Annotated in this window: 20 protein-coding genes and 1 tRNA gene; 10 read left to right on the top strand and 11 right to left on the bottom strand. The window is 43.1% G+C overall.

What is annotated here, in order from left to right:
- Positions 1-17: 17 nt before the first annotated feature.
- Positions 18-5,912 (bottom strand): alpha-2-macroglobulin family protein, encoded by a 5,895-nt coding sequence (locus F7R58_RS05775; RefSeq protein ID WP_158063991.1) that lies wholly within the window; start codon positions 5,910-5,912, stop codon positions 18-20.
- 59 nt (positions 5,913-5,971) lie between these two features.
- Between F7R58_RS05775 and F7R58_RS05770 the strand changes: the two genes are divergently transcribed.
- The 4 genes from F7R58_RS05770 (at position 5,972) to F7R58_RS05755 (ending at position 8,655) form a co-directional block, all read left to right on the top strand.
- Complete coding sequence (locus tag F7R58_RS05770; protein ID WP_158063990.1) at positions 5,972-6,727, top strand: hypothetical protein; 756 nt, start codon at positions 5,972-5,974, stop codon at positions 6,725-6,727.
- 3 nt (positions 6,728-6,730) lie between these two features.
- The gene (recF, locus tag F7R58_RS05765) at positions 6,731-7,810 is read left to right on the top strand and encodes a DNA replication/repair protein RecF (protein ID WP_158063989.1); all 1,080 of its coding nucleotides are present in this window, start codon (positions 6,731-6,733) and stop codon (positions 7,808-7,810) included.
- 90 nt (positions 7,811-7,900) lie between these two features.
- The gene (locus tag F7R58_RS05760) at positions 7,901-8,161 is read left to right on the top strand and encodes a four helix bundle protein (protein WP_229723857.1); all 261 of its coding nucleotides are present in this window, start codon (positions 7,901-7,903) and stop codon (positions 8,159-8,161) included.
- A 197-nt stretch (positions 8,162-8,358) separates the two neighbouring features.
- Positions 8,359-8,655 carry a hypothetical protein gene (locus tag F7R58_RS05755; RefSeq protein ID WP_158063988.1) on the top strand — a complete coding sequence of 99 codons (297 nt, stop codon included), beginning with the start codon at positions 8,359-8,361 and terminating at the stop codon, positions 8,653-8,655.
- On the opposite strand, the gene F7R58_RS05750 is transcribed toward F7R58_RS05755, so the two are convergent.
- From F7R58_RS05750 to F7R58_RS05740, 3 genes are all read right to left on the bottom strand, one after another.
- Positions 8,633-10,666: a recombinase gene (locus F7R58_RS05750; RefSeq protein WP_158063987.1), complete on the bottom strand. Its 2,034-nt coding sequence runs from the start codon at positions 10,664-10,666 to the stop codon at positions 8,633-8,635. The genes F7R58_RS05755 and F7R58_RS05750 overlap by 23 nt on opposite strands.
- Positions 10,667-10,680: 14 nt before the next feature.
- Positions 10,681-11,325: a monofunctional biosynthetic peptidoglycan transglycosylase gene (gene mtgA, locus F7R58_RS05745; protein ID WP_158063986.1), complete on the bottom strand. Its 645-nt coding sequence runs from the start codon at positions 11,323-11,325 to the stop codon at positions 10,681-10,683.
- A gap of 66 nt (positions 11,326-11,391) precedes the next feature.
- Positions 11,392-12,438 carry an ABC transporter substrate-binding protein gene (locus tag F7R58_RS05740; protein ID WP_158063985.1) on the bottom strand — a complete coding sequence of 349 codons (1,047 nt, stop codon included), beginning with the start codon at positions 12,436-12,438 and terminating at the stop codon, positions 11,392-11,394.
- A gap of 47 nt (positions 12,439-12,485) precedes the next feature.
- Here F7R58_RS05740 and F7R58_RS05735 point away from each other — a divergent pair.
- From F7R58_RS05735 to F7R58_RS05725, 3 genes are all read left to right on the top strand, one after another.
- A tRNA-Arg gene (locus F7R58_RS05735) sits at positions 12,486-12,559 on the top strand.
- A gap of 146 nt (positions 12,560-12,705) precedes the next feature.
- Complete coding sequence (locus F7R58_RS05730) at positions 12,706-13,236, top strand: hypothetical protein (protein WP_158063984.1); 531 nt, start codon at positions 12,706-12,708, stop codon at positions 13,234-13,236.
- Positions 13,237-13,297: 61 nt separating this feature from the next.
- Positions 13,298-14,038: an ABC transporter ATP-binding protein gene (locus tag F7R58_RS05725; RefSeq protein WP_158063983.1), complete on the top strand. Its 741-nt coding sequence runs from the start codon at positions 13,298-13,300 to the stop codon at positions 14,036-14,038.
- A 103-nt stretch (positions 14,039-14,141) separates the two neighbouring features.
- On the opposite strand, the gene lpdA is transcribed toward F7R58_RS05725, so the two are convergent.
- The 3 genes from lpdA to F7R58_RS05710 form a co-directional block, all read right to left on the bottom strand.
- A complete protein-coding gene (gene lpdA, locus F7R58_RS05720; RefSeq protein ID WP_158063982.1) occupies positions 14,142-15,533 on the bottom strand; it encodes a dihydrolipoyl dehydrogenase in 1,392 nt (463 codons plus the stop codon).
- 98 nt (positions 15,534-15,631) lie between these two features.
- Positions 15,632-16,273 (bottom strand): DUF305 domain-containing protein, encoded by a 642-nt coding sequence (locus F7R58_RS05715; protein WP_158063981.1) that lies wholly within the window; start codon positions 16,271-16,273, stop codon positions 15,632-15,634.
- A gap of 114 nt (positions 16,274-16,387) precedes the next feature.
- Complete coding sequence (locus tag F7R58_RS05710; protein WP_158063980.1) at positions 16,388-18,817, bottom strand: thiamine pyrophosphate-dependent enzyme; 2,430 nt, start codon at positions 18,815-18,817, stop codon at positions 16,388-16,390.
- Positions 18,818-19,369: 552 nt separating this feature from the next.
- On the opposite strand from F7R58_RS05710, the gene F7R58_RS05705 reads away from it, so the two are divergent.
- Both F7R58_RS05705 and F7R58_RS05700 read left to right on the top strand, forming a co-directional pair.
- Positions 19,370-21,040, top strand: a complete 1,671-nt coding sequence (locus F7R58_RS05705) for a C1 family peptidase (RefSeq protein ID WP_158063979.1) — start codon at positions 19,370-19,372, stop codon at positions 21,038-21,040.
- A gap of 54 nt (positions 21,041-21,094) precedes the next feature.
- Positions 21,095-21,517 (top strand): hypothetical protein, encoded by a 423-nt coding sequence (locus F7R58_RS05700; RefSeq protein WP_158063978.1) that lies wholly within the window; start codon positions 21,095-21,097, stop codon positions 21,515-21,517.
- Positions 21,518-21,596: 79 nt separating this feature from the next.
- Here the strand turns inward: F7R58_RS05700 and F7R58_RS05695 are convergent, their stop codons facing one another.
- Positions 21,597-22,574: a polyprenyl synthetase family protein gene (locus F7R58_RS05695; RefSeq protein ID WP_158063977.1), complete on the bottom strand. Its 978-nt coding sequence runs from the start codon at positions 22,572-22,574 to the stop codon at positions 21,597-21,599.
- Positions 22,575-22,687: 113 nt separating this feature from the next.
- Between F7R58_RS05695 and F7R58_RS05690 the strand changes: the two genes are divergently transcribed.
- On the top strand, positions 22,688-24,076 hold the full coding sequence (locus tag F7R58_RS05690) for a peptidoglycan DD-metalloendopeptidase family protein (RefSeq protein WP_158063976.1): 1,389 nt from the start codon (positions 22,688-22,690) through the stop codon (positions 24,074-24,076).
- An 18-nt stretch (positions 24,077-24,094) separates the two neighbouring features.
- Here F7R58_RS05690 and F7R58_RS05685 read toward each other — a convergent pair whose 3' ends face one another.
- Genes F7R58_RS05685 through rlmN form a run of 3 tightly spaced genes read right to left on the bottom strand, consistent with a single transcriptional unit; the run spans position 24,095 to position 26,720 of the window.
- Positions 24,095-24,976 (bottom strand): hypothetical protein, encoded by an 882-nt coding sequence (locus tag F7R58_RS05685; RefSeq protein WP_158063975.1) that lies wholly within the window; start codon positions 24,974-24,976, stop codon positions 24,095-24,097.
- Positions 24,973-25,686, bottom strand: a complete 714-nt coding sequence (locus tag F7R58_RS05680; RefSeq protein ID WP_158063974.1) for a YoaK family protein — start codon at positions 25,684-25,686, stop codon at positions 24,973-24,975. The genes F7R58_RS05685 and F7R58_RS05680 overlap by 4 nt, the downstream gene beginning before the upstream one ends.
- Complete coding sequence (gene rlmN / locus F7R58_RS05675; RefSeq protein ID WP_158063973.1) at positions 25,686-26,720, bottom strand: 23S rRNA (adenine(2503)-C(2))-methyltransferase RlmN; 1,035 nt, start codon at positions 26,718-26,720, stop codon at positions 25,686-25,688. Before rlmN ends, F7R58_RS05680 begins: the two co-directional genes overlap by 1 nt.
- Between the last annotated feature and the right edge of the window lie 65 nt (positions 26,721-26,785).

Here is a 26,785-nt window from a genome sequence, read left to right as displayed (position 1 = left end):
TATAGGCCTATACCCAATTATTCAGTGATTACAACCCGTGTTCCCATCGTATGCGCATTCATCTGTGGCGCGTAATAGTTCTGCAGCGTCGTAATTCCGTTGCTGAAGGTTCCTGAAGCATTGCAGATATAGTCATACTCAAACACATACTTCCCTTTCGACATAAATTCAATATAGAAATTGGTGGAGGCATCCTTCGTAGACTGATAATAACCCAATCCGTTTTTCCACTCGTAGCCTGAAATTACATTTAAAGGTTCGAATCCTGCCGCGCGCATGTCTTTCAGATGGATGAATTCCATATTTCTGTCGGTGTTCAGAATCATTTTTACGGTAACTTTATCGCCAACTTTCAGAGGTGTCGAGGAAGTTATTTTCTGAAGTTCCTCACCGTTTACTGTCTTCACCTTTCTGTAAAGTTCTTTGGTGATGGAAATGTACGATTCGGAAGACTTAATTTTGTCAAGATCTTCATAATACTGCCAGAAGAGTCCACCCTGCACAACTCCGGGACCGGGTTTAGTAACAGTCAAGGTTCCTAACGTTTTGTCAATCTGTTCAGGCTTTACAGATGTTTTCACATAACCGCTGGCTTTCGTATCCGGGTTCACAACTTCCTTCCCTCCCCAAATAATTGTCGCCTTATCACTTTCTGCAGTTGTCCACGATTTTCCGGAATTCAGGATCGTGAAGATCACTTCGGCCGTTCCGCGCGAACTTCCCCAGGAATTGACTTCCTTCTGTGTCACGAGCCAGATTTTCATTTCCTCAATGAAATCGGTATAGTTTGGAGTGAGCTTGTTAAAGGCTTCCAAAGCGCCGGCATGATTCACCGTTTTGGATGAGTACCAGCCCCAGTCATTCAGGTTCTGTTTCCAGTAAACGCCCTGAGTTTCGGTATCTGTAGAGGTTTCCTTCAGATACGTAAGGAATTTCTTAGACTCAGCCTTCATTCCATATTTATCAAACAGCAACGCCAGACGGTGCAGGCCAAAGAAGGTGAAATCCGTGATTTTCTCCGTTTTGGCTTTCGAAATCACAGCATTTTTTAAAGATGTTCCTTTGGCTTTCAGCGGATACTGTGTTTCCCAGTAGCTGCGGGTATCCAGATAATCCAGCAGGAAATTATTAACTACATTTTTTTTGTCAATATTCCCATACTTATTGACTTCCTGATCTACATAACCGATAAGTTTTGAAACCAGTTCTTTCTGTTCCGAACCCTGATAATCGGCCATATTTCCTTTCAGCCATTCATTGATACGTCCTAAATTTTTAAGGATGTACAGCGAAGTATAATAGGAACTTGGATAACCCTGATACCACGAGAAGCCTCCGTCGGGATTCTGCAGTTGCTTCAGTTCTGCCCAGTCGGTCTGAATCGAGTTCCGCATTGTATTCGCATCGAAAAGACGCGCCAGTTTTTCCATCTGCTCCGTCTCATTTTTACTGTCGAAAACCCAGGGAGTTTCTTCGAGCAGCAATTGTTTCAGTTCCTGATTTTTCTCCAGATTTGAAGTTAATAAACCTTTCTGCTGATATTCATCAAAAACCGTTTTAAGTTTTGGATTGGCTTTAAATATTTCCGAGGCCAGAACATCCGCAAACCATTTGTTGAACACCACATCGGCCGAACCGTTCTGGTCGTTTTTGAGGCTTGGCAACGCAAACATAATTTCCCATATTGGGTTTGTCGTCAGTTCTAAAGTATTGGCAACGTTCGTGGCGGTTGTTGAATTATTTTTAGCTAAATTTTCAAGGGTGAACGTTTTCGTCTGGCCTTCCTTCACATAGATCGGCACCGCATCGGTCACCAGCATCCTGTTCGGCAGAACGGCAATGGCTTTCTGTTCCCCATCGGAGAAGTTGCCGGCCTGCGCCACTACTTTAATAATAATTGAAGAAACATCGTTCGGTACTTTTAACTTCCAGTTTACAACAGCATTTCCGTTTTCTTCTAAGGAGAATGCGCTCGAATTATTACGAATTAACCCGAATCGATCCGAGATGTCCTCGTTTGTAAACGCATCTAAAATCTGAAGTCGTGCGGTGCCATTTAAACTCTGGGTTAGCAGACTCGAAAGTTTGGACTGCAAGTTCAGCTCGTCACCTTCACGCAGGAATCTTGGGTAATTTGGTGTAACTGAAAATTCCTTCTGCGTCACAACTTCTTTTTCTAAAGTTGCCGCTCTGGCGTCTTTCGTATGCGCCAGGAACATGAGTTTCCACTGGGTCAATGCTTCGGGCGAGGTAAATTCAAAGGTGACATTTCCGTCTTTATCGGTCATTAAATTCGGATAGAAAAATGCGGTTTCATTAAGGTTTTGGCGGACGGGGATTTTATCCATCACCTGAACATCATTTCTGTCAGGAACTCCGTCTGCATCCTTAGCCATCTGATTTGCAACTGGTGGCGCGAACGCCGATCTTGAATATCCCAAAACCACAACCTCTTCAATTACCTGGGATTCTGCAGTATCTGATGTAGACCTCACTGCTTGTGCACTTTTCAAAACTGTCGTGCTGTAACGATTTTCCGTACGTCCATAAACGCCCCCATCAAACCATCTGAACTGCGGGATACGAACGCCTTTTTGGTTAATATAGGGAATCCGCCTACTGTAATGCTCCCGCGCCAACTCTCGGTCTACATCATAGGATATCATTCTGAAATATTTCCGGTAAAGCTGTTGCCACGAATACGTATTCACAGCAAACTGGTCCAGAGACATATCATACATGTTTGCCAAAACTTCGACATTCACTTTTTCTTTGTCATCACCTAAAACCCTCACAGTCCATTTTTCTTTGGAATTGGGCTGCAGTTTGTCGCGGAAGGTCACCGTTTCAATTCTTAATGGTTTTTTGTCGGAACTGATTTTAAGGTTAATGCTTTCTGTCTGCACGTCATTGAATGCCACCACCTGAAACTGAACATTGACCTGGTCGATGCTTTCGTCTTTAGGAAAGGCAAGGTCGTATTCCAAAACGCCGTTCTTAAGCTTCCGCTGCTCAGTGATGGTTTCCCCGTTTCCATTTTGAACATAAATATTAACCAAAGCATTCGGAACTGCCGAATAAACATAGACTTTCGCTTTTTCGTTTCTGTTGTATTCCGTTTTTGGCTGGATAACCTTCAGGAAAGGTTTCTGAGTATCAACAAGGAACCTTTTGTCGAAAACTTCAAAGGTTTTTTCGGTTCTAATGGTGTCTTTTCCTTCGATGTTATAAAGTTCAAGTTTGTATTTACCGGCAGGTAAAGAACCAAGATTCAAGACATCAGATTCAAGACCATTATTTTTATCTTGATTCTTGGTTCCTGGCTCTTGCATCTTTTCAAGAACAACTCTTTCAGTCATCCGATCTTTCTCTTCCTTCGAAAAATAATCGTGCGGGAATTTCTGGATGAATTCCTGTTTTGAAAGTGTAGGCAAATCCTGTACTTCATTTTGGAAATTACTTCTGTAGATCCGTTCCGGCGGCAGCAGCTTCGACAGTTTAACTTGATAAGGTTTCTTTAAGTATTGGTCGTTGTAGTTCTTTGTTTCAACCTTAACCTTAATATTTTCATCGGTGAAGCTGTCTTTTATATCATCAGCTTTAATATAATGCGACACGGAGGCGACTTTCACATTGACTGTCTCCGACTGGGTTTCACCATTGATATCAGTCACGGAAGCATTGATTTCATAATTATCCACCTGGATCCCCTCCAGCGTCTCATCCTTTTTAAGGTCGATCCTGATCGTGAATTCACCTTTATCATTGGTTTTTACATCACCTAAAATGGAATTCTCATTGTCGGTTCCGCGCGGATACCACCAAAAGTACATCCAGCGGATATTCTTTTTCTTAATTTCGTAGTTCACCGTAGCATTGCTCAGCGGAACTCCCGAAAACATCATGGCCCTGCCTTTGACTTCTAAGGTCTGCCCATATTTATATTCATCTTTTACAGGCTCAAAAGTCACCTCAAATTTCGGACGCTTGTGTTCTTCAACCTGAAATGACTTGTAGCTATGAACGTTGCGGTCATTTATTTGCAGCGAGAAATTCCCGTTTAATTTACCGTTTGGAAGCACAAAATTTCCGTGATAGGAACCGAATTCATTGGTCGTGAAATTCTGCGAGGTGATTTCTTCACCATTGGCATCGTGGAGCGATATTTTTTGTGAAACTCCGGTCGCAACCGATTCTTTTTCATTAAACAATTTTGTGTTGATCACTTTAAAATAGATGGTTTGTCCGGGTCTGTAAATTGCACGGTCTATAAATATTTGTGCTCGGTCCTGCTGTTTTCCAGATTCGTTTTCGCCGTAATATCGGTTTCCATAGACCTGCATCAGGTTAAAATCATTGGTCTTTGGCTGCTGAATCAGATAATAGCGGTAATACTCTTTACTTCCGGAATCCGGAAACCGAAAATTAGCCGTTTTATCCGTATTTTGGTTCGTTACCGTCACGGTTTTCGCTCCGTTGTACTCGTAGATTTTCAAGCCTTCACTGGAAATGGACTGTCCGTTTTCGCGGTTCACCAGCTTCAGCTGATTTGCAAGCGGCTTTCTGTCATCCTTTTTATCATATAAAATACGGGATTGGGTCGCAATGAAATAAAAATGTTCCCGGATGGCGCCATCCACAACGTATTCAGCCAGGTAAATTCCCGAAGGCAAAGGCTTAATTTCAAGTGAAGTTTTGATTGTTTTATAGTCTTTCAGGTCCTGAAGTTCGAACACGTCTTTTCGGACCAAAGACTTTTTAACCGCTGCAAAACTGTTTTTATCGTAGGAATTGCGCACATACTTCATAAAGTTCTGTACATCGTCCTTTACTTCATAAATATTTAACGAAAACTGGCCTACATTCTTAGCCTCGGCAACCAGATGGATCGGCCAGTTGCTCTGCGTATGGCTCTCAAATTTAATAATGAGCGAAGGATTCGTGATCTGGTTTTCGCGGTTCTTAATATTATCGAGGAATTTAGATTTCGGATACTGTTTCTTTGCAGATTCTGCCAGTTGCAGCGCCTCCATAAACTTCTGCTCCGCACTGCGCATGTCCATCATTTCTGCGATAATAAGAACCTTGTAATCACTTTCTATAGGTGAATTAACAAGATTCTGAAACTGTTCCAATTTATCCTTGCAGTTCAGGAACTGACAGTTATAGTTAATTTTTTGATGCTGGAAATAAAGTTTTGCATTACCCGCGTTTTTCGCAATCAGTTCATCATAATGAGTTAATATTTTCTGATGATTAACTTTGAGTTCATTTGGAGTAAAAAAGTTACTGTTCTTTAAAAACTCAATTTGATTCACCGCGTTCCAGTCAAATAGCGTCGGAAAATACTCCAAATCTTCTGTGCCCTCAAAAATATCTTTATACCTGGCGAGTTGAATCTTCTGCAAATCACCTTTTTTTGCTTCCAACTCAGCAAACTTCTTCTGTAAGAAATTCTTGAAATCAAGTTTACTCCAGGTTTCTATCTGCGAAAAATCCTGATTGTTGATGTTGGTGCGCTGGTTAATTTCCCAGGCTTCATTCTGATAATAATCCGAGAAAAATTCAGCCAGAAGCATATCAAACAGCAACTTTTGCTCTCCTTTCAGTTTGTCGCCAAAAGTTGACAGCTTAGTAAAGAATTGGCTGGCCGAATCGTTGTTTTCATCGTCCTGTGTTTGGTTCACAATGCTGAATTCGGCTTTCAGCGAGCGTATAAGCTGGTTGGCATTATCGTCTTTCATCGCCTGTTTTTGGATTTCTAAAATGATTGGGAGGTTGGACTTAAATTTACCTGATTTATAGTTTTCGGCAACCTTTTTCCATTGGTCGTCATAGTATTTCTGACCAAAGAAAGGTGAAAAGACTGCAGTGAGCAGCAGAAGGATAAAAACCCGGATTAACTTTTTCATAGATCTATAATTGAATGTAACTAAGATGGAGCCGGCATTTATTGGTTAAATTTGCACCGATGCAGTTCTTAAAAGTAGCAAAAAAATACTTCATTGACAGTCAGCTCTACGTTTCACTTATGGGAACTGCGTTGGCTGTGTTCTTCATGCTGGAACAGAACGTATTGCGCTGGCCCACGGTACTGCTCATTTTTATCACCTATTTCAGCGGCTATCTGTATACCAAATACCAGAAGCACCGGCACTTTAACAGCATCCTTATTTTTAATATAATTTGCGGACTGATTTCGGGAGCACTTATTATACTGAATCACAATGAGGTGCGGTTGCTGAAATGGCTCTGCATCGTTGCTCTCGGATTGCTGTATAACTCATTTTTCCTCGACACTTATATCCGCAAAATCCCGCTTCTCAAGGTGTTTTATGTGGGATTTACATGGGCCCTGGTTAATTCCTGGCTGATACTGCCCTACTTTCATCCCGGCATATTCATAGTGAGCCTGCTCTTCGTAACTGCGCTGGTCCTTCCCTTTGACATACGCGATATGAAACACGACGACGTTGTGACGTTTCCCCGGCTGATTGGGGTTCAGAAAACGAAGTACCTGGCAAGTCTAATGCTTACCGCAGGTGCAGTTATTTCAATTTTTACGCTCCAAACAGAATTTGCTGCGGCTTTTGTCATCACCAACGTCATCTCCATGATCTTCGTTTACTTTTCTGAAAACACCAATAAGGATGCGTACTTTTCTTTTGGCGTAGAATCGTGTTCAGTGCTGCCACTTTTAATTACCATATTAATGAAGTATTTTTGACAAATGGTTATCCAAAAGCTTCAACTCATCCACTTTAAAAATCATCCCGAAAGAAATTTTGAATTTTCACCGCAAATCAATTGTTTTGTAGGCAATAACGGCGCGGGAAAGACCAACGTTTTGGATGCGCTGCACTACCTTTCGGTGGGCAAGAGTTTTCTTGGAAACACAGACCAAAACAATATTGAAAGTGGTGAAGATTTCTTCAGCATTGAAGGGATAATTTCTGATGGCGAAAAAGAAAGCATTATCAAAGTTCAGATGCCGCGCGACGCCAAAAAAATCATTAAGAAAAACGATAAGACCTACGACCGCATGGCCGATCATATCGGATTTCTACCCAGTGTTATCATTTCACCTTACGACTCGAACCTTATTTCCGATTCCGGTGAAAGCCGGCGCAGGTTTCTGGACGCTATGATTTCGCAGACCGATTCAGATTATCTGTTCAATTTGATTCAGTATCAGAAAACCGTTCAGCAACGGAATGCACTGCTGAAAAGTTTTGCAAAAAACCGATATTTTGATGCGGAAAGTCTGGAGATTTATGATGAACCGCTTGTTAAATTCGGCAGCCGTATTTTTGAAAAAAGACGCGCATTCACCGATTCCATTCTGGGGCTTATCCAGAATTATTACGAAATCATCTCAAAAGGGAATGAAAAAATAACGGTGGAATACGGGTCAGATCTTATTCATCAAAATTTTGAAGACCTACTCAGCACAAATCTGGAAAAAGACAGGGCTCTGACCTATACCTCGCGCGGGATTCATAAAGATGACCTGCTGTTTAACATGAATGGACAACCTCTGAAAAAAACAGGCAGCCAAGGTCAGCAGAAATCTTTCCTGATCGCGCTGAAACTGTCGCAGATGAACCGTATAAAAGAGCTTACCGGCAAAACACCAATCCTTCTGCTCGACGATATTTTCGACAAGCTGGATGACACACGCGTGGCACAGCTTATTGAACTTGTGAACCGTGAACATTTCGGCCAGATATTCATTACCGATACGAGTAAAGAAAGAACTGAAGCGGTAGTAAGAAAAATTAATGAGGAATCTAAAATTTTTGAAATCTGAGCTGTGGTTCGGGTTTTCGGGGCGGCGGGTTAAGGCATGTGTAAAGTATGCAGTCTCGATTTTTGATTGTTTTTATTTGAACAGCAGATTATGAGTTACCGCAACCTGGATATATACAGGATCAGTTTCGCTCTGTTTATTGAGCCGCACAGAGCTTCGCTGTTTCTTTCAAAATATGAGCTTTTTGAATTAGGCAGTCAGCTGAGACGTTCCTCAGATTCTGTTGTCTCCAACATCGTTGAAGGTTATGGAAGGAGAATATATAAAAGGGAATATGAGCGATTTCTGATATTCAGCCCTTCCAGTAACGATGAAACCATCGCCCATTTGGAAAAAATCAGTCATTTATAACCAAACCTGAAAACTAATTTTGAAAATGTGCACTCACAATATGACCTTTTAGGCGGTAAGATAAAATGGGTTCGTGAGAACTGGAATACTTAAAAAATCAGTTCCGCAACTCGCAACCCGTAACCCGTAATCTGTAACCCGAAACCCATAACTCGTAATTCGCACCTCAAATCCTGCATCTCAAAACCCCGAACCCAATGAAAAGGAAAAAAAACAGAGAATTCCAGTCCTCAGAGCTTGTGAAATCTTTTGCCAGAATCCATGGCTTTGAAGAAAAACTCATGGCATTTGAAGTGAAGGATTATCTGCACGAATATCTGAATGACGATCTGTTTCAGGAAATTGAATCCGTTAATCTAAACAGGAAAGTACTGCAGATCAAAATAAAATCGCCGCTTCTGAAGAACGATTTCAGAATGCGTAAAACATTCTTCCTTCAAAAATTTCAGGAAAAATTCGGTAGCGAAAACTTTAGCGCTCTTGAGATTTTGTAGGGATTGTTTTCTCCATCATTTCCTTGGCCCTACTGTCCAGGAATGACCGTATGGGAAAGAAAAACCTCAGAGGATTCTTCAGGAAATACCTGAATATTTCCCTGTAGATTTCCTTCACTTCCCCGAAATTAACTTTCCGCGAACGGAATGCCAACACCATGGACAGACCAAAACTGACGGCAAAATTAAAGAAGCCAATCAGGAATACGGTGATCAGCGAAATCCAGAGGGTATACGCTGTTACAGAAAAGTCAAGACCATAAAGACCGAGGGCAACATTTCCTGCTGCAAACGTGATGTGCCGGATGTCCAGGTCGAGACCGAGAAAGGACCCTATTGGACCTGTTGCGCCAAGGAAAATACCGAACCATAAATTGGAGACGATACCGGGCCAGTTTCGGGCATAGTATCCGGACGCGGCTTTAGCTACTTTAGGGCCTAACACCTGCAGAAGAAGAGGATTTTTGGCTATCCTTTTCGGAATCTGATAAAAAACGGCGTTATTTGCTACGTTACCCGAGATGATTCCTGAAATAAAGAGATAGAAACCTGCAATGCAGGCATGCAGTATGGCTTTTGAGTTAAAGGGATCGTGGTCGTTGAGTAATTTTGCCGCTTTCTCTGTGGCAAAATTTTCCTGGAAAAGCACATCGAGACCGTAGATGATGGCCAGCGCAACAGGAAATGACCACAGCACATTGCCCACAAAGGCAATGAACTGTGAGCGAAAAAGTTTAGAAACCAAATGGGCAAAATCTGAATAATTTTTCTGTGTATTTTTGCCTTCAGACAGCACTTTTGCCATAGTGGCGGCCGTCATTGCAGGTTGCTTGGTGGCCAGCGTAAATCTCATCAGGAAAATCAGTATGAAGCCCATGGCATAATTTACCGAGTACAGTACGGCATGCGCAAAATCACTTCCCGGAGCCAGTCCGTAGAAGAGTTTCAGCACGACCAGTGCCCCTACGATTACCCCACCGCCACTGGCCATCCAGAACATCCGGACATAATCGCGAAAGGAGGAGGTGATATAATGAGTACCTGTTTGTGCGGTATGGTTCGTAATAAGATGGGACATGAGCGTGCTGCTGTCGGCCACCAGTTCTCGCAGATTATTCTTATGGGATTTGTACTCCATAATGTTGAACACCAAATCCTTTGATTTCCGGCTCACATCCTTTTCGTCATCAATAACCAGAAGGTTCAGGATATCCTGTATCCGGTTCAGCTGCTGGCGGATTTTCAGGAGTGACTGATTAATTTTTCCGGATATACCGTACTTCGAGGAATTCTTGAAGGCAATGTCTGTAAAATTCAGGCACTGAGTAAGATATACTTTAACCTGTTTAAACTGGGCATCCTTTGATTTAAGTTCAAAATCCGGGTTTTCCCGGAATTCTTTGGTCAGGACATCCATCTCATCCTGCAGGGCCAGAAAGGGATTGTCAAAATTCTTATACTCGGGTGCCATATTGGAAACCTCCACATCCAGGGCATTCCCGATGACTCTCCAGGCCAGTATATTCATAGCAAAGAAGAGTTCGCGTCTTACCGTTTTTTTGGTGATGAGCCGCGAAATTTCGAGCATGTGGAACAGCTCATCCATATCTTCCTCATGCACATTACGAAAGTAAGTCAGGTCGCGCGCCGTACGTACAGACACGTAATCAATGAGGTACCATACCGTATCCTCACTCTCTACCGGCGGCAGGACCTTGTTGAGCAACCTTTTACGGAACTCCGGAAAGAAGGCATTCTCCGACAGGATATTTGCCTCCGTAAGTGACAGGTTAAAGGTTTTCCCAGCGAAAATATGATGGATATAAAACCGGAAATGCTCCAGAAGGTCGGGATTTTCGCGGAGTACATTCAGTACCGCACTGAACTCGGTCTCCCGCATGCTTTCCAGCAGTTCATGCAGCGGATCTAAGGATTTCGTTTCATTCCTGAAACTGAAATACTTTTTTAATACCGCATGAAATGTGGTTTTACCTGAATTGAAGATCTTCATTGTATGCAAAGATACTATTTCAGCGTCACATTGTTCATCTGCTTCATAATCCAGCTGTGGCGGTTGCGAAGATATTTGGAGGGATTGTGCGGATCATATTTCCTGGGATTAGGTAAAATGGCAGCAATCCACGCGGCTTCACTTTTTGTGAGGTCTTTGGCGTTTTTTCCGTAATAGTAGTGTGCGGCCGCCTCAATACCGAAAACGCCGCGCCCCATTTCAATTGAGTTCAGGTAGCGGTCCAATATGACTTCCTTGCCCCAGACAAGTTCAATAATGAAAGTATAGACCGTCTCAAGGCCTTTCCGGAACCAGCTTCTCCCCTGCCACAGAAAAACGTTCTTGGCGGTTTGCTGCGAAATGGTACTTCCGCCCTTTATTTTCTTCCCTTTTTCATTGTCTTTGTAAGCTTTTTCAATCGCTTTATAGTCAAATCCGTTATGGATGAAGAACTTTTGGTCCTCTGCAGCGATTACTGCCTTTTTAATATGACTTCCCATATCGCCGTATGCAATATAATCGCGTTCCAGTTTTCCGAACGTCATGATACCGCCTATCTGCGTAGCGGTTATAGGAGGATTGAGAAATTTGCCCCACACAATAAAGAGTATATTGGCCAGGATAAGGATAAAAATAAACTTCTTAATTTTTCTGAACATAGATTTCAAGCGGGCTTTACATAATTTCCCCAAAGGGAGAATAATTTGCAAAAATAGAAATATTAATCACTTAAGCTCTTTGAGGTAGGTTAAATTATAACCGGGAAGAAGATCTGGATGAAAGATCATGATGTAATCCTTAAGTACAAGGTCGGCACGTACAACGCCGCTTTCAAAATAATCATTGGACCGCCCCCGCTCCTTCTGGGTTACGGTATAAATTTTACCTGAACGGAACACTTCCATTTTTGAATAGTTCGGATTTGCCTGCAACAAATCTCCCCGCGACTGGTGATTCCCGGCATTGACCCATATACGGGCATTCTGCGATTTTGAAAAGACTTCCTCAAAACTTCTGACTTCGGCAGCTGCACCTTTACTACCGGCGTTGATGTAGGAGCCGCCGGCATCCCGTATGAAATGTGCGGTCATACTTTGTCCTCCCGGCAGGTACCACTGACTGCCGTACATCTCATTTGCCAAAACCACAGGCCTTGTCTTTTCACCCGAAACCAATAAGGCGAGTGAATCATACGTTTTTTTAATATCCATGAATTTTCCGGCGGCTTTGCGTTCCATCCCCATGAGTTTCCCAATGAGCAACAAATACCTGGAGCGGGACAACGGCTCTTTTTCAAGATATTCGTCCAGGAAGATTACCGGAATACCGTTCTTCTCTAACAGGTCATAAGTACTGCTGAATGTTGCGATCCTGTTGGTAAATACCGCATCAGGTTTCAACGCGATAATCTTTTCTACATTATACTTCTGTTCATTACCTACATTCAGTATACTGTTATTATTTATTAGGGCCTGTACCCGTGGTGAGTAAATATATTCCGGACTGGAGATCCCAATGATCCTGTCTTCCAGACCCAGTTCGGTGAAGTATCCCACCAAACTCGCGTTCAGTAATACCACTTTTTTAAAAGGCAGCTCCGCAAGAGGGAAACGGTAGGCCCACGCTCCTGAATGTAATATCAGGTCAGCGGAATCCTCACGGTATTTCAGCAATTCTGAAATACGGGTCCAGTCCTCCAGCTTTGTTTCGGGCTTTCCCGTACAGCTGAAAAGAAAAAAAAGTGCAATTATTTGAAAAATTTTTGCTTTCATTTGTCAAAGGAATCAAAAAATTGCTATATTTGCAAACCGAAAAACACGGCCTCGTGGCGCAACTGAATAGCGCATCTGATTACGGCTCAGAAGGTTACAGGTTTGAATCCTGTCGAGGTCACTAAAGTCTGCAAGTAGAAACTGCAGACTTTTTTTATGGAGTGCACTGGCAGTCAGCATAATTGTTTTTAAAAAAATTGGTACATTTGCTTCAGATACAAAAACACAGAGGCTGAAATGAAGTTCTTAACCTCTTAAAAAAAGATAATGAGAAAAACAGTTTTACTTCTAACCACATTATTTTCATTCACTGCTTTTGCACAGATCAAAGTGCTTAAGAACGACAACCTGATCCAGATAGGGAAAGAAAATGCTGTTGCGCTGTATAAAAAACAGAATAAGTATACCTTCAATTACCAGGACATCAACACAAGTAATCTAAATACCTTTCGGTCATTTTATTTTCATGACCTGAACAAAGATTTTGAGCAGCTTTACAAACTGGTTTCCGACGGTTTTATAGACATGCCAATGGGTGAGGTCCAGCTGGAACTTCCGAACGATATAATTGGTCTTAAATACGCTCACAACTACGGGCAGACTACGGTTCAGTTTATTCACTACATCAACAAAAGCAAAAAGTATATCGGCAAAAGCCAGTTTCTTACGAAGGCTCAGGTTGACAGGGTTTTTGGAAAAGATAAAGCGAATATTGCTTCAAGAGAAAATGAAACCATAAAACCTTTGGCCGAGACTGATTCCGGTACCACAACCACGGCCACCAAGAAGAAAAAATAATCCAAATAGAAAAACCTGTTCATTCTGAATGGGTTTTTATTTAAGTTCAAAAACAGCCACAATGTCTTTAGAGATCAGCAGTCTAACCAAAAAGTTTGGCAACCAAACCGCATTAAACAACATCAGCTTAAGCATAGGAAAAAACGAGATCATCGGTCTCCTGGGACCCAATGGTGCCGGTAAATCAACTCTGATGAAATCTATTACAGGAGTATTGGCCATTGAGGAAGGTGAAATCAACTTCAACGGACTGAACATTGCTGATAACGAGACTGAAAGTAAACGCAGAATTGGTTTCCTGCCTGAAAATAATCCGCTCTATCCGGAAATGTATATCCGCGAATATCTGTCCTTTGTTGCACACCTGCATAAAATTCCTAAGGAACGGATTAATGAAGTGATAGAACTGGTAGGCCTTACACCGGAAAAATCCAAGAAAATCTCACAACTTTCCAAGGGGTATAAGCAACGTGTGGGTCTGGCTCAGGCCATCCTGCATTCTCCGGACCTTCTTATTCTGGACGAACCCACCAACGGGCTGGATCCCAACCAGATCATTGAGATCCGCAATGTAATCCGCGAGATAGGCCGTGAAAAAACGGTGATCCTGTCTACACATATTATGCAGGAGGTGGAGGCCCTCTGTACCCGTGTAATTCTCATTCATAACGGAAATATCATCCAGGACTCACCTGTAGATGAATTTAAGGGTAAATTTGCAAGCCTGGAAGAAGCCTTTGCGAGCTATACCTCCACTAATATTTATAGAACTCCTGAAACCGAAAGCATCGAAACTGAATAGTTTTCGTTTATATCAAAGACAAAAAGGAGCGGGAAAATTTTCCCGCTCCTTTCTTTTTCACACTGCAGACACCTCATTCTGTAAGATGTCGCTGTGAATATTATTAAATGTGGATCACCTCACCATAAGCAGCTGCAGCAGCCTCCATTATAGCTTCGGAAACTGTTGGGTGCGGGTGTATTGATTTAATGATCTCATGTCCTGTGGTTTCCAGTTTACGTGCTACAACTGCTTCTGCAATCATATCTGTCACACCTTCGCCTACCATATGACAACCCAGCCATTCGCCGTACTTGGCATCGAAAATCACCTTTACAAAACCGTCGGTATTGCCGTTTGCAGTTGCTTTACCGCTTGCAGACAAAGGAAATTTACCCACTTTAAGTTCGTAACCCTGTTCCTTAGCCTGCTTTTCGGTAAGACCCACAGAAGCAACCTCAGGGCTGCAGTAAGTACAACCGGGAATATTGCCGTAATCGATCTTTTCTACATGAAGACCTTTAATTTTCTCCACACAGGTAATACCTTCGGCAGAAGCTACATGCGCAAGAGCCTGCGTAGGAAGGATATCACCAATAGCATAGTAACCGGCCACTGAAGTTTCATACCATTCGTTTACTAAAACCCGACCTTTATCAGTCTGAATGCCAACTTCTTCAAAGCCCTGACCTTCAACATTGGCAGCAATACCTACAGCAGACAAAACAATATCGGCTTCCAGGGTAATGTTTCCTTTAGCAGTTTTCACATTTGCTGTAACACCGGCTCCGGAAGTATCCACACTTTCAACAGAAGCATTGGTCATGATTTCAATACCGGCTTTCTTAAGTGATTTCTCCAGATGCTTGGAAACATCTTCATCTTCTACCGGAACAATGTTCGGCATATATTCTACGATAGTCACTTTTGTACCCATGGAATTATAGAAATCTGCGAATTCCACCCCAATGGCACCTGAACCTACTACAATCATGGATTTAGGTTGCTCCGGCAAACTCAAAGCCTCACGGTAACCGATCACTTTCTTACCGTCCTGCGGAAGGTTAGGAAGTTCACGCGACCTTGCGCCGGTGGCAATGATGATATGCTCTGCTGAATATTCAGCAGCTTTACCGTCCTTATCTGTTACGCTTACTTTCTTACCCTTCTGAATCTTCGCGGTTCCCATGATAACATCGATTTTATTTTTCTTCATCAGGAAGGAAATTCCACCACTCATCTTGGTAGCCACTCCACGGCTGCGCTGGATTACCTTTGAAAAGTCGAAACCCGGATTTTCAACGGCATTCAGGCCATACTCCTCAGCATGTTTCAGATAATTAAAAACGTGGGCTGATTTCAGCAATGCTTTGGTTGGGATACATCCCCAGTTAAGGCAGATACCTCCCAGGTTTTCTTTTTCTATAATCGCTGTTTTAAAACCAAGTTGAGAAGCGCGGATGGCAGTTACATAACCACCGGGACCACTACCGATCACAATAATATCGTAGTTCATGAATTAATAAATTTAATGCGAATTTAAGGAAAATTTCTCAACGGAGCTTAATAGCCGTTTCAATTTAAGATCGTCCAAAAAAATTAATGTTTAACGTTTCATTTAGAAAGCCATTGCTTAAGAAATTCAATTTCCTTTTGCTGCGTTGCGATAATATCGTCGGATAGTTTAAGAAGTTCCGGCTGCTTGCCAAATTTCTTATACACCTTTGCCATCTCCACGGCACTCTGGTGATGTGGAATCATCTGTTCCGCATAATCCCTGTCCACGTCATTATGTACTGGTACCGAAGAATTCATCATGGACGCCATTGTTGCTTTCAGTTCCCTCTGGAACTCTGCACTGTTTGCTGAACGTTCCGTCAGATTATCGAACCTGTCCATCATTTTTATTTCTTTTTCCTGCGTTATAATCACATTCCGGGCAAAGTTTTTCAGTTCTTCATCTTTGCCGGTGCGGATTAGTATTTCGGACATTTCCACGGCTGCATCATGATGATCCGACATCATTTCAGCATAGTCCTCATCATTATTTCCGGAAAATGTTTTTGAATGCATCTCATCCATGATTTCCTGCATTTCCTTCAGAATTTCATTAGGCTGTGCAGTTTGATTTTCACCTGAGACGGGAGCCTGTGTCTGCTCAGTGGCTGTTACAGTTTCGTTTTGGGCTTTCTTTTTGTTTTCGGAGCAGGACTGTATTAAAAGCAATACGGCCAGGGTTGAAATAATCTTTTTCATATTTTGATGATTGTAAAGGTTAGTTAATTCAAAAAATTTTAACCGAAAGTACAAAAAATCAAAAACAAGAGCGGACAAATAATGTCCGCCCTTAAAGTTGCTCAATAGTAATTATTAAAGTCCCGGAAATTTAGCCGGATTGCTTTCGTGGAACATGCTGTAAATTTTCTCAACCATATCGTCCACACTTGGCTTGCTGAAATAATCTCCGTCACTTGCATAGGCTGGTCTGTGATTTTCCGCACAGATGGTCAGCGGATCAGCATCCAGATATCTGAAGGCTTTCTGCTTCTCCATTACCTGCTGCATGATAAAGGCCGATGTTCCGCCTTCCACATCCTCATCTATCACCACCAAACGGTTGGTTTTCTTAACACTGTCAGCGATCTCATGACTTAAATCAAACGGAATAAGCGACTGAACGTCTATTACCTCTGCAGAAATACCCACTTTTTCCAGTTCCTCAGCAGCTTCCATTACGAGTCTCCAGGTAGATCCGTAGGTTACCAAAGTTACATCTGAACCTTCTTTGGTCACTTCTATTTTACCCACGGGTACAGTAAATTCACCAAGGTTTTCCGGCTGTTTTTCCTTCAGGCGGTAACCGTTCAGACATTCCACGATTACAGCAGGCTCGTCACTCTGCAGCATTGTGTTGTAGAATCCTGCCGCTTTGGTAAGGTTACGCGGCACAAGTACCAAAATACCTTTGGAAAGGTTGATGATACCTGCCATTGGCGATCCTGAATGCCAAACACCTTCCAGCCTATGGCCACGCGTACGTATGATTACCGGCGCCTTTTGTCCCCCGCGGGTTCTGTACTGGACGGTAGCCAGATCGTCGCTCATACCTTGCAGGCAATACAGGATATAATCCAGGTACTGAATCTCGGCAATAGGTCTGAGTCCGCGCATTGCAAGACCAATACCCTGACCCAGGATGGTCGCTTCACGTATTCCGGTATCTGCGATCCTAAGTTCACCGTACTTTTCCTGAAGACCTTCCAGACCCTGATTCACGTCACCAATATTCCCTGCATCCTCACCAAAAACAAGTGTTTCCGGATATTTTTCAAATATTTTGTCAAAGTTATTTCTAACTACCACACGCCCGTCTACTGTTTCGGAGTTTTCAGTAATAACCGGTGGCACTTCCTGAACATTGGTAGCTTTCCACTGGGACTGCGAATAAAGGTGAGAGGAGTAATTATCTTTCTCCACGGCAAATATTTCGTTGTACTTCGCCTCAAGTGCCTGTCGTTCTGCAGAATCTGTGCCGCGGCTTAAGAACAGAGCTTTACGGACCAAATGAAATATATCTTTTTTCGCAACCGCAATAATTTTACCGAATTTTGAAAGCTCGGACTCGATATCAGCATGCTTTTTCTGAAGAGCTTCAACCAGAGGCAGAACACTGCTCTTAAGGTCAAGAATAGGCTTCTGGTAGTTTTCCCAGGCCCTCTTCTGCCCCTCCTTTACAAACTTCTTAGCTTCTTCATCAATCCGGTCCAGTTCCTCAGCGGTGGCAAGTTGTTCTTCATTACCTTCAATATCAATCGAATAGTCCAGAATCCACTCGCGGAACTTGCTTAAACCATCAAATTCGCCTTCCCACTTCAGTCTTTCCTCGTTCTTATATCTTTCGTGCGACCCCGACGTAGAGTGACCCTGAGGTTGCGTAACCTCAATCACATGAACCACTACCGGCACACTTTCGGTTCTGGCAAAGTGCTCAGCTCTTGCATAAGCATCCAAGAGTGAAGGATAATCCCAGGCTTTAACCTGAATAATTTCGCAACCCTGATTCTCGCCTTCTTTTCTCTGGAAGCCGGAAAGCATCTCAGCGATATCTGCCTTAGCACGCTGGTTCTGCGTAGGTACGGAAATTCCGTAACCATCATCCCAGATAGAGACAATCATTGGTACCTGCAGTGCGCAGGCAGCATTTAGTGCTTCCCAGAAATGACCCTCAGCAGTAGAAGCATCACCAATGGTACCGAATGCCACTTCCTTACCCTCATTTGAAAATTTTTCGGAACCGTCAAATTTCACTGATTTATATACTTTGGAAGCCAGCGCAAGACCAAGTAATCTAGGCATCTGTCCTGCTGTAGGAGAAATATCTGAAGAGATATTTTTCTGTTCCATCAGGTTCTTCCAGGAGCCGTCTTCATTTAAACTCCTTGTAGCGTAGTGACCGTTCATCTGGCGGCCTGCTGACGCCGGTTCACGTTCTATGCTGGTATCTGCGTACAGCTGAGCAAAAAAACTTTCGACCGTAACGGCATCAATTGCCATTGCAAAAGTCTGGTCTCTATAGTAACCGGAGCGGAAATCACCATTCCTGAAAACTTTAGCCATTGCTAACTGCGGCAATTCTTTTCCGTCGCCGAAAATTCCGAATTTTGCTTTGCCTGTAAGAACTTCACGTCGGCCCAGATAGGACATTTCCCGGGAGATACGTCCCAGTTTATAGTCTTCAATAACAGACTTCTTAAAGTCCTGAAAGGAGATTTGCTGTGTTTCTATGTAGGTGGTTTCCATAAATATGAATTTGGACAAAGATAATAATTTTTACAAATTACAAATCAGCAGAAAAAAGCGGATAATTTTAAACAGAATGCAATGCGTTACAGTATCCGCACTACTTTCAAATTTTCACTATCATTTATGCATTTATCACTGCCTTAGGTCATAAATACTGCCGTTGAAACTCAATATTTTCAAAAATAATGACAGTCCGCATTTGGTGAAACCCATTAGCATAAACAGTTTCAGTTATCTCCAAAGAAATATACAGCATACTGACCGCACCTGTCCGGATTTCAAGTCCTTCAGACATTTAGCGGGAAGATTCTTCTAATGCCTTGACATCAGCCAAACGCTTTGATTAAATTGCGAGACATCAAGTGAATTATTTCTTGAAATAATATGCTTATTATAAAATTCTTTTTACATAACTTTATGTTACGTAAAATATTTTTGCTTTCCAAGAGTGTTATACTTAAAATCCTAAGCTTTAAAACATGTATTTCCTGTTCCGGGAGTAAGCTGAAAATCCCATTTAAAGAGTAAGCGCAATAAAAATTAATAGCTATGGCAAAACTTACTTATGCAAAATTAAGAGATGATCTTATTGCAAAAAATGCGACGTGGACCGCAATGGAAACCGAAGTTTCAAGACTGCCTAATCTAAAAAGAAAAGCCTTGCTTGGCGTAGAACTGCCGGCTGGTTTTAAAATGCCGACTGCCACTGCGTCGGTCTCTGCAGCTGCTCCCATCGCCGGACTTCCCACTAAAGTAGATTGGCGCAACAGAAACGGTAATCATGTAACTTCAGTTAAACAACAGGGCGGCTGCGGTAGCTGTGTATCCTTTTGCTGTGTTGCCGTCACCGAATCGATGGCTTCCATAGAACACGGCCAGCTTCTGGACCTTTCGGAGGCTGATTCACACTTCTGCTCATCTCACGGAGCTTCCTGCGGTGGCTGGTGGCACGACCAGTGTTTCAATCAGATTAAGAGCCGCGGTGTATGCGATGAGGCCTGCAACCCCTACACAGCAGCATTCTCCGGTAACGATATCTGGAACGGAACTCCCTCCTGCAAATCCTGCACAGATCGCAATTCCAGAGCTGTGAAAATAACAAATATACATACCGTATCTACAGTAGCGGCAGCCAAACAGTATTTAGCCAATACCGGTCCGCTGGCCGCCATCATGGAAGTGTATACCGATTTCTTCAGCTACAGTTCCGGTGTATACCGTAAAGTATCAGGTGTTTTGGAAGGTCTGCACTGTATACAGGTCATTGGCTATGATGACAGTGCACAGTGCTGGATCTGCAAGAATTCGTGGGGTGCCAATAATTTCGGTGAAGCCGGCTTCTTCAAGATTGCCTACGGACAATGTAAAATCGATGACTTTGCTAAAATGGGCTGTACAGGAGTAAAGCTGCCGCAAAAAAAAGGCTGGAAAGGCTATGAAAGTTTGGGTGGAAAGATCACCAGCAAACCAAATGCGGTATCTTGGGGTGCCAACAGGATTGATGTAGTGGCCCGAGGTCTGGACAGTGCCGTGCATCACAGATGGTGGAACGGCTCGGCCTGGCTGGGCTGGGAAAGTCTGGGAGGCCTTATTCACGGCGCTCCGGCCATAAGTTCCTGGGCGAGTGGCCGACTTGATATATTTGCGGTAGGCACTGATTATCAGCTACATCATAAATGGTATCAGGGCGGATGGAGTAACTGGGAAGCCCTTGGAGGGCAGTTATCAAGCGAACCGGCCGCGGTAAGCTGGGGTCCCAACCGCATTGATATTTTCGCGCGAGGAACCGATTCTGCATTGTGGCACCTGTGGTGGGACGGCAGTTGGCACGGCTGGGAAAGTTTAGGCGGTGTGCTGACTTCAGCACCTACGGTATGTTCATGGGCAAGCGGTCGTCTGGACATCTTTGCACGCGGGACAGACAACAAACTTTGGCACCGCTGGTTTGATAACGGCTGGAGCAACTGGGAAAATATGGGAGGCGAACTGTTCGACAGTCCCGGTGCTGTTTCCTGGGGTAAAAACCGGATTGATGTCTTCTATCCCGGCAGGTCATACCGGATGATGCACCGCTGGTGGAACGGTTCCAGCTGGAGCGGTGAGGAAGACCTTGGTGGAAAACTTTCCAGTGGTGTTGGAGTTAGTTCCTGGGCGGCCAACCGTTTGGACTGCTTCGTAAGCGGCATGGATTCCGCTATGCATCACAAGTGGTACGACTAATGACTTTTTGCAGGAGACCGTTATTCAGCGGTTTCCTGCTTAAAAACCTCAATTATGAAATTCATTTTTATTATGTTGAGTTTTGTTACCTGCATAAACTGTATGCAGTCCAACAAAATGAAAGACAGAAACTCAGAAGCTGCTGAAGTGGAACAAACAGACAGAAGAACAATGAGTCAAGACATTATCAAACTAAAAACAGGCGAATCTACTGATTTGCTGGTTCCCAGTCGGGGCGCAGTTCCTGTCCGTCTGCACTTCGAAATGGAGCCCGAAGAAATACTGAAAGTGGAAAGGCACGAACTTAAAACAGAACAGATCCCTGCAGATGCCAAACCCGGAGACCCGATGCCGGCGTACTATCAGATAACTGCTTTAAAAAAAGGTGAAGTGCAGCTCGAATTTTTTGAACTGCCAATTGGTGCACCGGAAGACCGCAAAACTACAGTAAGGAAATATTTAATTTTGATTGAGTAAATTACACTAAAACCTCAGTCGCGGAGGTAAAATTCAACGGACGTGAGAATTACGATGTAGGAGGTGAGCCTTAATTCTGCTAAAATTTCCGCTCAATTACATAGTCCAGCATCAGATGCAAAGACTGCTTCGCTTCTGAATCCGGAAATTCATCAAGAATAAGTTTTGCTTTTAGTTGATAGTCCTTCATCACCTTCATTGCATAATCCAGACCTCCGGAGTTTTTTACAAACTCAATAAGTTCCTTAACTCTTTTTTTGTCGTTGTTATAACGCTTTATAGTGTTGAAGAAATATTTCCGGTCCGCATCTGAAGCCGTTTTCAGCGTATGAATTAAGGGCAGTGTCATTTTCTGCTCTTTAATATCAATTCCAACCGGTTTACCGATGAAGTTGGAAGATAGATAGTCGAAAAGATCGTCCTTAATCTGAAAGGCCATACCTGTATAGGTACCAAATTCCATCATCTTGCGGGCAAGTTGCTCATCTGCATCATTGGAAAGGACACCAATTTCGCAACAAGCTGCAATTAGAGTCGCGGTTTTCTGCCTAATGATTTCATAATACACCTCTTCGGTAATATCCAGTTTACGGGCTTTTTCCAACTGCAGCAGTTCGCCCTCACTCATTTCGCGGATGGTTCTGGCAATTACTGACAAAAGGTCAAAATCTTTATGGTCGGTTGAAAGTAATACGGATTTGGAAAGCAGATAGTCGCCAACAAGAACGGCGATCTTATTCTTCCACAGTGCATTGATTGAAAAGAAGTTACGGCGTTTGAAACTCTCATCTACAACATCATCATGAACCAGAGTAGCCGTGTGTATCAGTTCAATCATAGAGGCCCCACGGAAGGTCTTCTCATTCACAGAGCCTACGAGACGTGCACACAGGAAAACAAACATGGGCCTCATTTGCTTGCCTTTGGTAGTAACGATAAAACGGGTCACTTTATCGAGCAGGGGAACATTGCTTTGCATGGATTCATAGAACTTCTTCTCAAAAAGTTTCATTTCATCTGCAATGGGTCTCTTAATTTCTTCTACAATATTGGCCAATTTCTTCCGGTTTGTGGATGACAGATTTTGCTTTACAGCAAATATAATTCAATTATTAAACAATTAATATACATGCGGCAAATTTGTACATTTGATCTACTAAAAACACAGATATGAAAACAAAAATTTTAACCTTAGGAATGCTTACAGTTCTGCAGTTCGCAGCTGCCCAAACCGGTGGCGGCGAATTCAAGTTCCAAAACACGGAATGCCTGTCTGAAGAAGTCCGAGCCTCGATTCAAAAAATGATCAAGGCCAATCAGCAAAAACTGAGAATGGAAGGCAAGTTAACATCTAAGAACACTCTTGTTACACCCCTTTTCACCTGGCCAGTGAAGAAAAGTGCTTCCGCCAGCTATAATGAAGTATGGAGCATATCCAATTATGTGGATCACAATGCGGGATACCCGAACCAACTTCAGGATTATAATTGCGGAACGCGTACGTATGACACTTCCGGCGGGTATAACCATGCCGGTATCGATATTTTCACCTGGCCTTTCGGCTGGTATCAGATGGACAATAATCAGGCAGAGGTTATTGCGGCTGCAGCAGGAACCATCATCGCAAAAAGCAACGGTTTCTACGACAGGAACTGCGCCTTCAACAGCAGCAACTGGAATGCGGTTTATGTTCAGCACAGCGATGGCAGCGTGGCCTGGTACGGACACCTTAAGAACAATTCACTTACATCCAAAAGTGTGGGACAGAGTGTTAATGCCGGCGAATATCTTGGAATTGTGGGAAGTTCCGGCAATTCTACAGGTCCGCATCTTCATTTTGAAGTATATAACAGCAGCAACCAATTAGTTGATCCCTATCAGGGTACCTGTAATACCTGGCCCTCGGCTACACAATCCTGGTGGCAGGTACAGAAAAATTACAATAACCCAAAAATTAACGCTGTGTCCAGTCACAGCGGTGAAGTTGTTTTAAATAACGGATGTGGAGTTCAGGAAAGCACTTTTTTCAAAAACCAGTTCAACTCGGGAGAAGGAGTCTATATATACGCATTTCTTTCAGATATTGCTGTTGGTTCGCCTGTAAACATCCAGCTGCTCAGGCCTGATAACTCAGTTGCCTATAACCAATCCTTTAATATGCCGCAGTTTTATACTGCGTCCTACTGGTACTGGAATTTTATTCCGGCCACATTTAACCAGACGGGAAACTGGAAAGCGCAGATTACCGCAGGCGGATCCACGCAATTACATACCTTCAGCTATGGCGTTCTGAATACCGCAGAAGAGGTACCAGAGGGTTCTCAAATAAAAATTGTTAGTCCCGTGAGGGATCATGAACTGCTGATTGAGTATAATGGAAAATCCAACCAGGAATTCACTATGGAAATATACTCAATGGAGGGCAAGCTGGTTACATCCGGAAAGGTACATTTAAGAAAAGGTATAAATAAACTCCCTTTTCATGCCCCGACAGGAAACTATATTGCTAGAATGACCTCAGACATTTATGAGCAAAGCTTTAAGATTCTTAACTATTAAAACCCACGAAGGCCGGATCTATTTTCCGGCCTTTATCTTTTCATGAGGCACAAAGAAAAGACTTGGCTTTACAGTTCCGAAGGGAGTCCGGAATGCTTCTGCGGAAAAATATACTCCGCTTTCATTAACCTCAATTCCTTCCACCTGACCTAATGAAAACGCTGTTCCCAGGTAATATTTCTGAGGTTCTTCAGCAAAAAAATATCCGGGTCCGGATTCAGTGAAAGTAGTCATGAACACTTCACCCTTTTTTGTGTACCCGACCAGATAGAGCTTTTTATCAAAATAAGCGGCATCGGTCACCAGAAATCCAATATCATAACGGGCCACTTTTTTTGCCGTCTGACTTCCCGAAATCGCAGGATCCACTGTGTAATGGGTAGTTGATTGTGAAATCCACTCCTTGGTAAAAATATGCAACTGACTGTTATGGAAGATCATGGCTTCCGCATCATAGTTATGGCGGTGAAGCCGGGAACGGAAATCGGTTTGTTCAGGATAAAAAAAGTGAAGCGTTTTCACCGAGTCTGACGGTGACGTTCTGTCAAATGGCAGGTTATATATTGATAAATCTTCTCTGGATCCTGCATTATTGCCAAAATCACCTATATAAAAAGACGTGGAGTCGCCTGCAACAGCTTCCCAGTCAGTGTTCTTCAGCGTAGTGAGAACTCTATGCTCAATCGCTCCTGAATCCGGGTTCAGCGCGAAAAGTTCAGCTGAATTGCCACCGTCATTAAGTGTATACAGTTTCCCATTTAAAATTGTGAGCCCTGAATTTTCGTTCAGCTGATGCGGAAGTTTTGAAATCCGGTATTTATTTAAACCAAGAAAATTCAGCTTTTGGGCATACAACGGTTGTAAAACGAGCAGTAAAACGAGTATAAGTCCTCTGATCATCGTAATGTATTTAAGAGCAACCTTATTTTGATAAAGTCAAGAAGAAGACCTGCCAAAAGTAAAAAACTTCCCAGCAGCAGCGTCTTAATGCCCAGGGAACCGTACAGTAATCCACCGCACACACCACCGGCAAAGAACATCCAGATGATGGTAAGCCGCAAACGGATGGACTTCCAGAGTTTTAAACGTCTTAATTTTCCTTTATAGAAAAACAGCTGCGCAAACTCAATTCCCATATCGGTGAAAAGCCCGGTAAGATGGGTGGTTCTCACCACCGCATTGGAAATGCGCGTAACCAGTGCATTCTGCAGTCCCATAGCGAAAAGTAAAGCATAAGCAATAAAATCCGGGTTTTCCCTCATCAGCTGAGTGCCGGTGAGAGCAATTATTCCCAGAATTACAGCCTCAGTGAGCGCAGGCACAACATAAATAACATTTTCGCGCCGGCGGGTGTAGAACTCTACCAGCATACTGGAGAAAAAAGCACCGGCAAAGAAAAAGAAAATATAAAGTCCGGTATGGAAGGCCTGCGACAGGTTCTGTTGAAAAGCTTCATCAACAAAAAAAGCAAAGTGACCTGTTACATTGGTGGTGAGTTTTTTTACCGCTAAAAAACCAGTAACATTCACCAGTCCGGCTACAAACCCAAGCAGTGAGGCAATGCCGAGATTATGACTTTCGGTTCTGGCTCTACCGCGGTGAATAAACATTACTCACTGGATTTATTGGCCAATTGCCCACAGGCGGCATCAATATCTCCACCACGGCTTCTGCGGATGAGCACGGTAATTCCTGCTTTCTCCAGCTGACGTACATAATTGTCTTCGGCATCCTTGTTACACTGGTCGTATTTCCCGTCACCTATTGGGTTGTACTGAATTAGATTCACTTTGGAGGGTACTTGCTTACAGTAGCGAATGAGCGCCTTAATATCCTCGTCCTTATCGTTGATTCCTTTCCAGACACAATATTCATAAGTAACTGTATTGCCTGTCTTACTGTACCAGTACTGAAGCGCTTCCATAATGTCAGTCAGGGGGAACTTATCAGAAAAGGGCATGATTTCGTTCCGCTTTTCTTCAATGGCGGAATGAAGTGACAGGGCCAATTTTACCCTGAGGTCTTCATCGGCCAGCATCCTGATCATTTTAGGAATTCCGGAAGTTGAAACAGTAATACGCCGCGGCGACATTCCCATTCCCTCAGGCTCGGTGATCTTCCTGATGGCTTCCACTACGTTTTTATAGTTCATCATGGGTTCGCCCATGCCCATAAATACGATATTGGAAAGAGGTCTTCCGAAGTAGGTCTTACTTTGCTGGTCTATAAGTGCTACCTGGTCCACGATCTCAGCCACGTCAAGATTACGCATCCGTTTCAGACGTGCTGTGGCACAGAACTCACAGTTCAGTGAACAACCAACCTGTGAAGATACACAGGCCGTCGTCCGGCTTTCGGTAGGAATCAGTACCGATTCCACCAACAGACCGTCGTGGAGTTTCACGCCATTCTTAATGGTTCCGTCTTTAGATTTCTGAAGAAGATCTACAGAAACAGGGTTAATTGTATATTCCTGTGCAATCCTGTCGCGGAGATCCCGGGACAGATTGGTCATCTCATCAATGGAATGGAGGTTCTTGCTCCACAGCCAGTCATAAACCTGTTTTGCACGGAAAGGTTTTTCGCCAAGGCTGACGAAATAGTTTTGCAGTTCTTCCAGGGATAGGGTGCGGATGTCCTTCAATTGATTTTAGATTTTAAATTATAAATTTTGGATTAAAAACGGTGCTCTGCATTTAATCCAAAATT

The organism is Chryseobacterium sp. (genome assembly GCF_008831505.1).
Lineage (GTDB): Bacteria > Bacteroidota > Bacteroidia > Flavobacteriales > Weeksellaceae > Marnyiella.
This window is presented reverse-complemented; position numbering and strand designations above follow the sequence as displayed.

Bases quoted from the DNA above. Each gene is read 5' to 3' on its own strand.
- F7R58_RS05730 (WP_158063984.1), top strand. From the start codon at position 12,706: ATGAGAAAAACAGTTTTACTTCTAACCACATTATTTTCATTCACTGCT.
- F7R58_RS05685 (WP_158063975.1), bottom strand. From the start codon at position 24,976: ATGATCAGAGGACTTATACTCGTTTTACTGCTCGTTTTACAACCGTTG.
- recF (WP_158063989.1), top strand. From the start codon at position 6,731: ATGGTTATCCAAAAGCTTCAACTCATCCACTTTAAAAATCATCCCGAA.
- mtgA (WP_158063986.1), bottom strand. From the start codon at position 11,325: ATGTTCAGAAAAATTAAGAAGTTTATTTTTATCCTTATCCTGGCCAAT.
- F7R58_RS05715 (WP_158063981.1), bottom strand. From the start codon at position 16,273: ATGAAAAAGATTATTTCAACCCTGGCCGTATTGCTTTTAATACAGTCC.
- F7R58_RS05700 (WP_158063978.1), top strand. From the start codon at position 21,095: ATGAAATTCATTTTTATTATGTTGAGTTTTGTTACCTGCATAAACTGT.
- F7R58_RS05725 (WP_158063983.1), top strand. From the start codon at position 13,298: ATGTCTTTAGAGATCAGCAGTCTAACCAAAAAGTTTGGCAACCAAACC.
- F7R58_RS05690 (WP_158063976.1), top strand. From the start codon at position 22,688: ATGAAAACAAAAATTTTAACCTTAGGAATGCTTACAGTTCTGCAGTTC.
- lpdA (WP_158063982.1), bottom strand. From the start codon at position 15,533: ATGAACTACGATATTATTGTGATCGGTAGTGGTCCCGGTGGTTATGTA.
- F7R58_RS05710 (WP_158063980.1), bottom strand. From the start codon at position 18,817: ATGGAAACCACCTACATAGAAACACAGCAAATCTCCTTTCAGGACTTT.
- F7R58_RS05755 (WP_158063988.1), top strand. From the start codon at position 8,359: ATGAAAAGGAAAAAAAACAGAGAATTCCAGTCCTCAGAGCTTGTGAAA.
- F7R58_RS05770 (WP_158063990.1), top strand. From the start codon at position 5,972: ATGCAGTTCTTAAAAGTAGCAAAAAAATACTTCATTGACAGTCAGCTC.
- F7R58_RS05680 (WP_158063974.1), bottom strand. From the start codon at position 25,686: ATGTTTATTCACCGCGGTAGAGCCAGAACCGAAAGTCATAATCTCGGC.
- F7R58_RS05740 (WP_158063985.1), bottom strand. From the start codon at position 12,438: ATGAAAGCAAAAATTTTTCAAATAATTGCACTTTTTTTTCTTTTCAGC.
- F7R58_RS05760 (WP_229723857.1), top strand. From the start codon at position 7,901: ATGAGTTACCGCAACCTGGATATATACAGGATCAGTTTCGCTCTGTTT.
- F7R58_RS05750 (WP_158063987.1), bottom strand. From the start codon at position 10,666: ATGAAGATCTTCAATTCAGGTAAAACCACATTTCATGCGGTATTAAAA.
- F7R58_RS05705 (WP_158063979.1), top strand. From the start codon at position 19,370: ATGGCAAAACTTACTTATGCAAAATTAAGAGATGATCTTATTGCAAAA.
- F7R58_RS05775 (WP_158063991.1), bottom strand. From the start codon at position 5,912: ATGAAAAAGTTAATCCGGGTTTTTATCCTTCTGCTGCTCACTGCAGTC.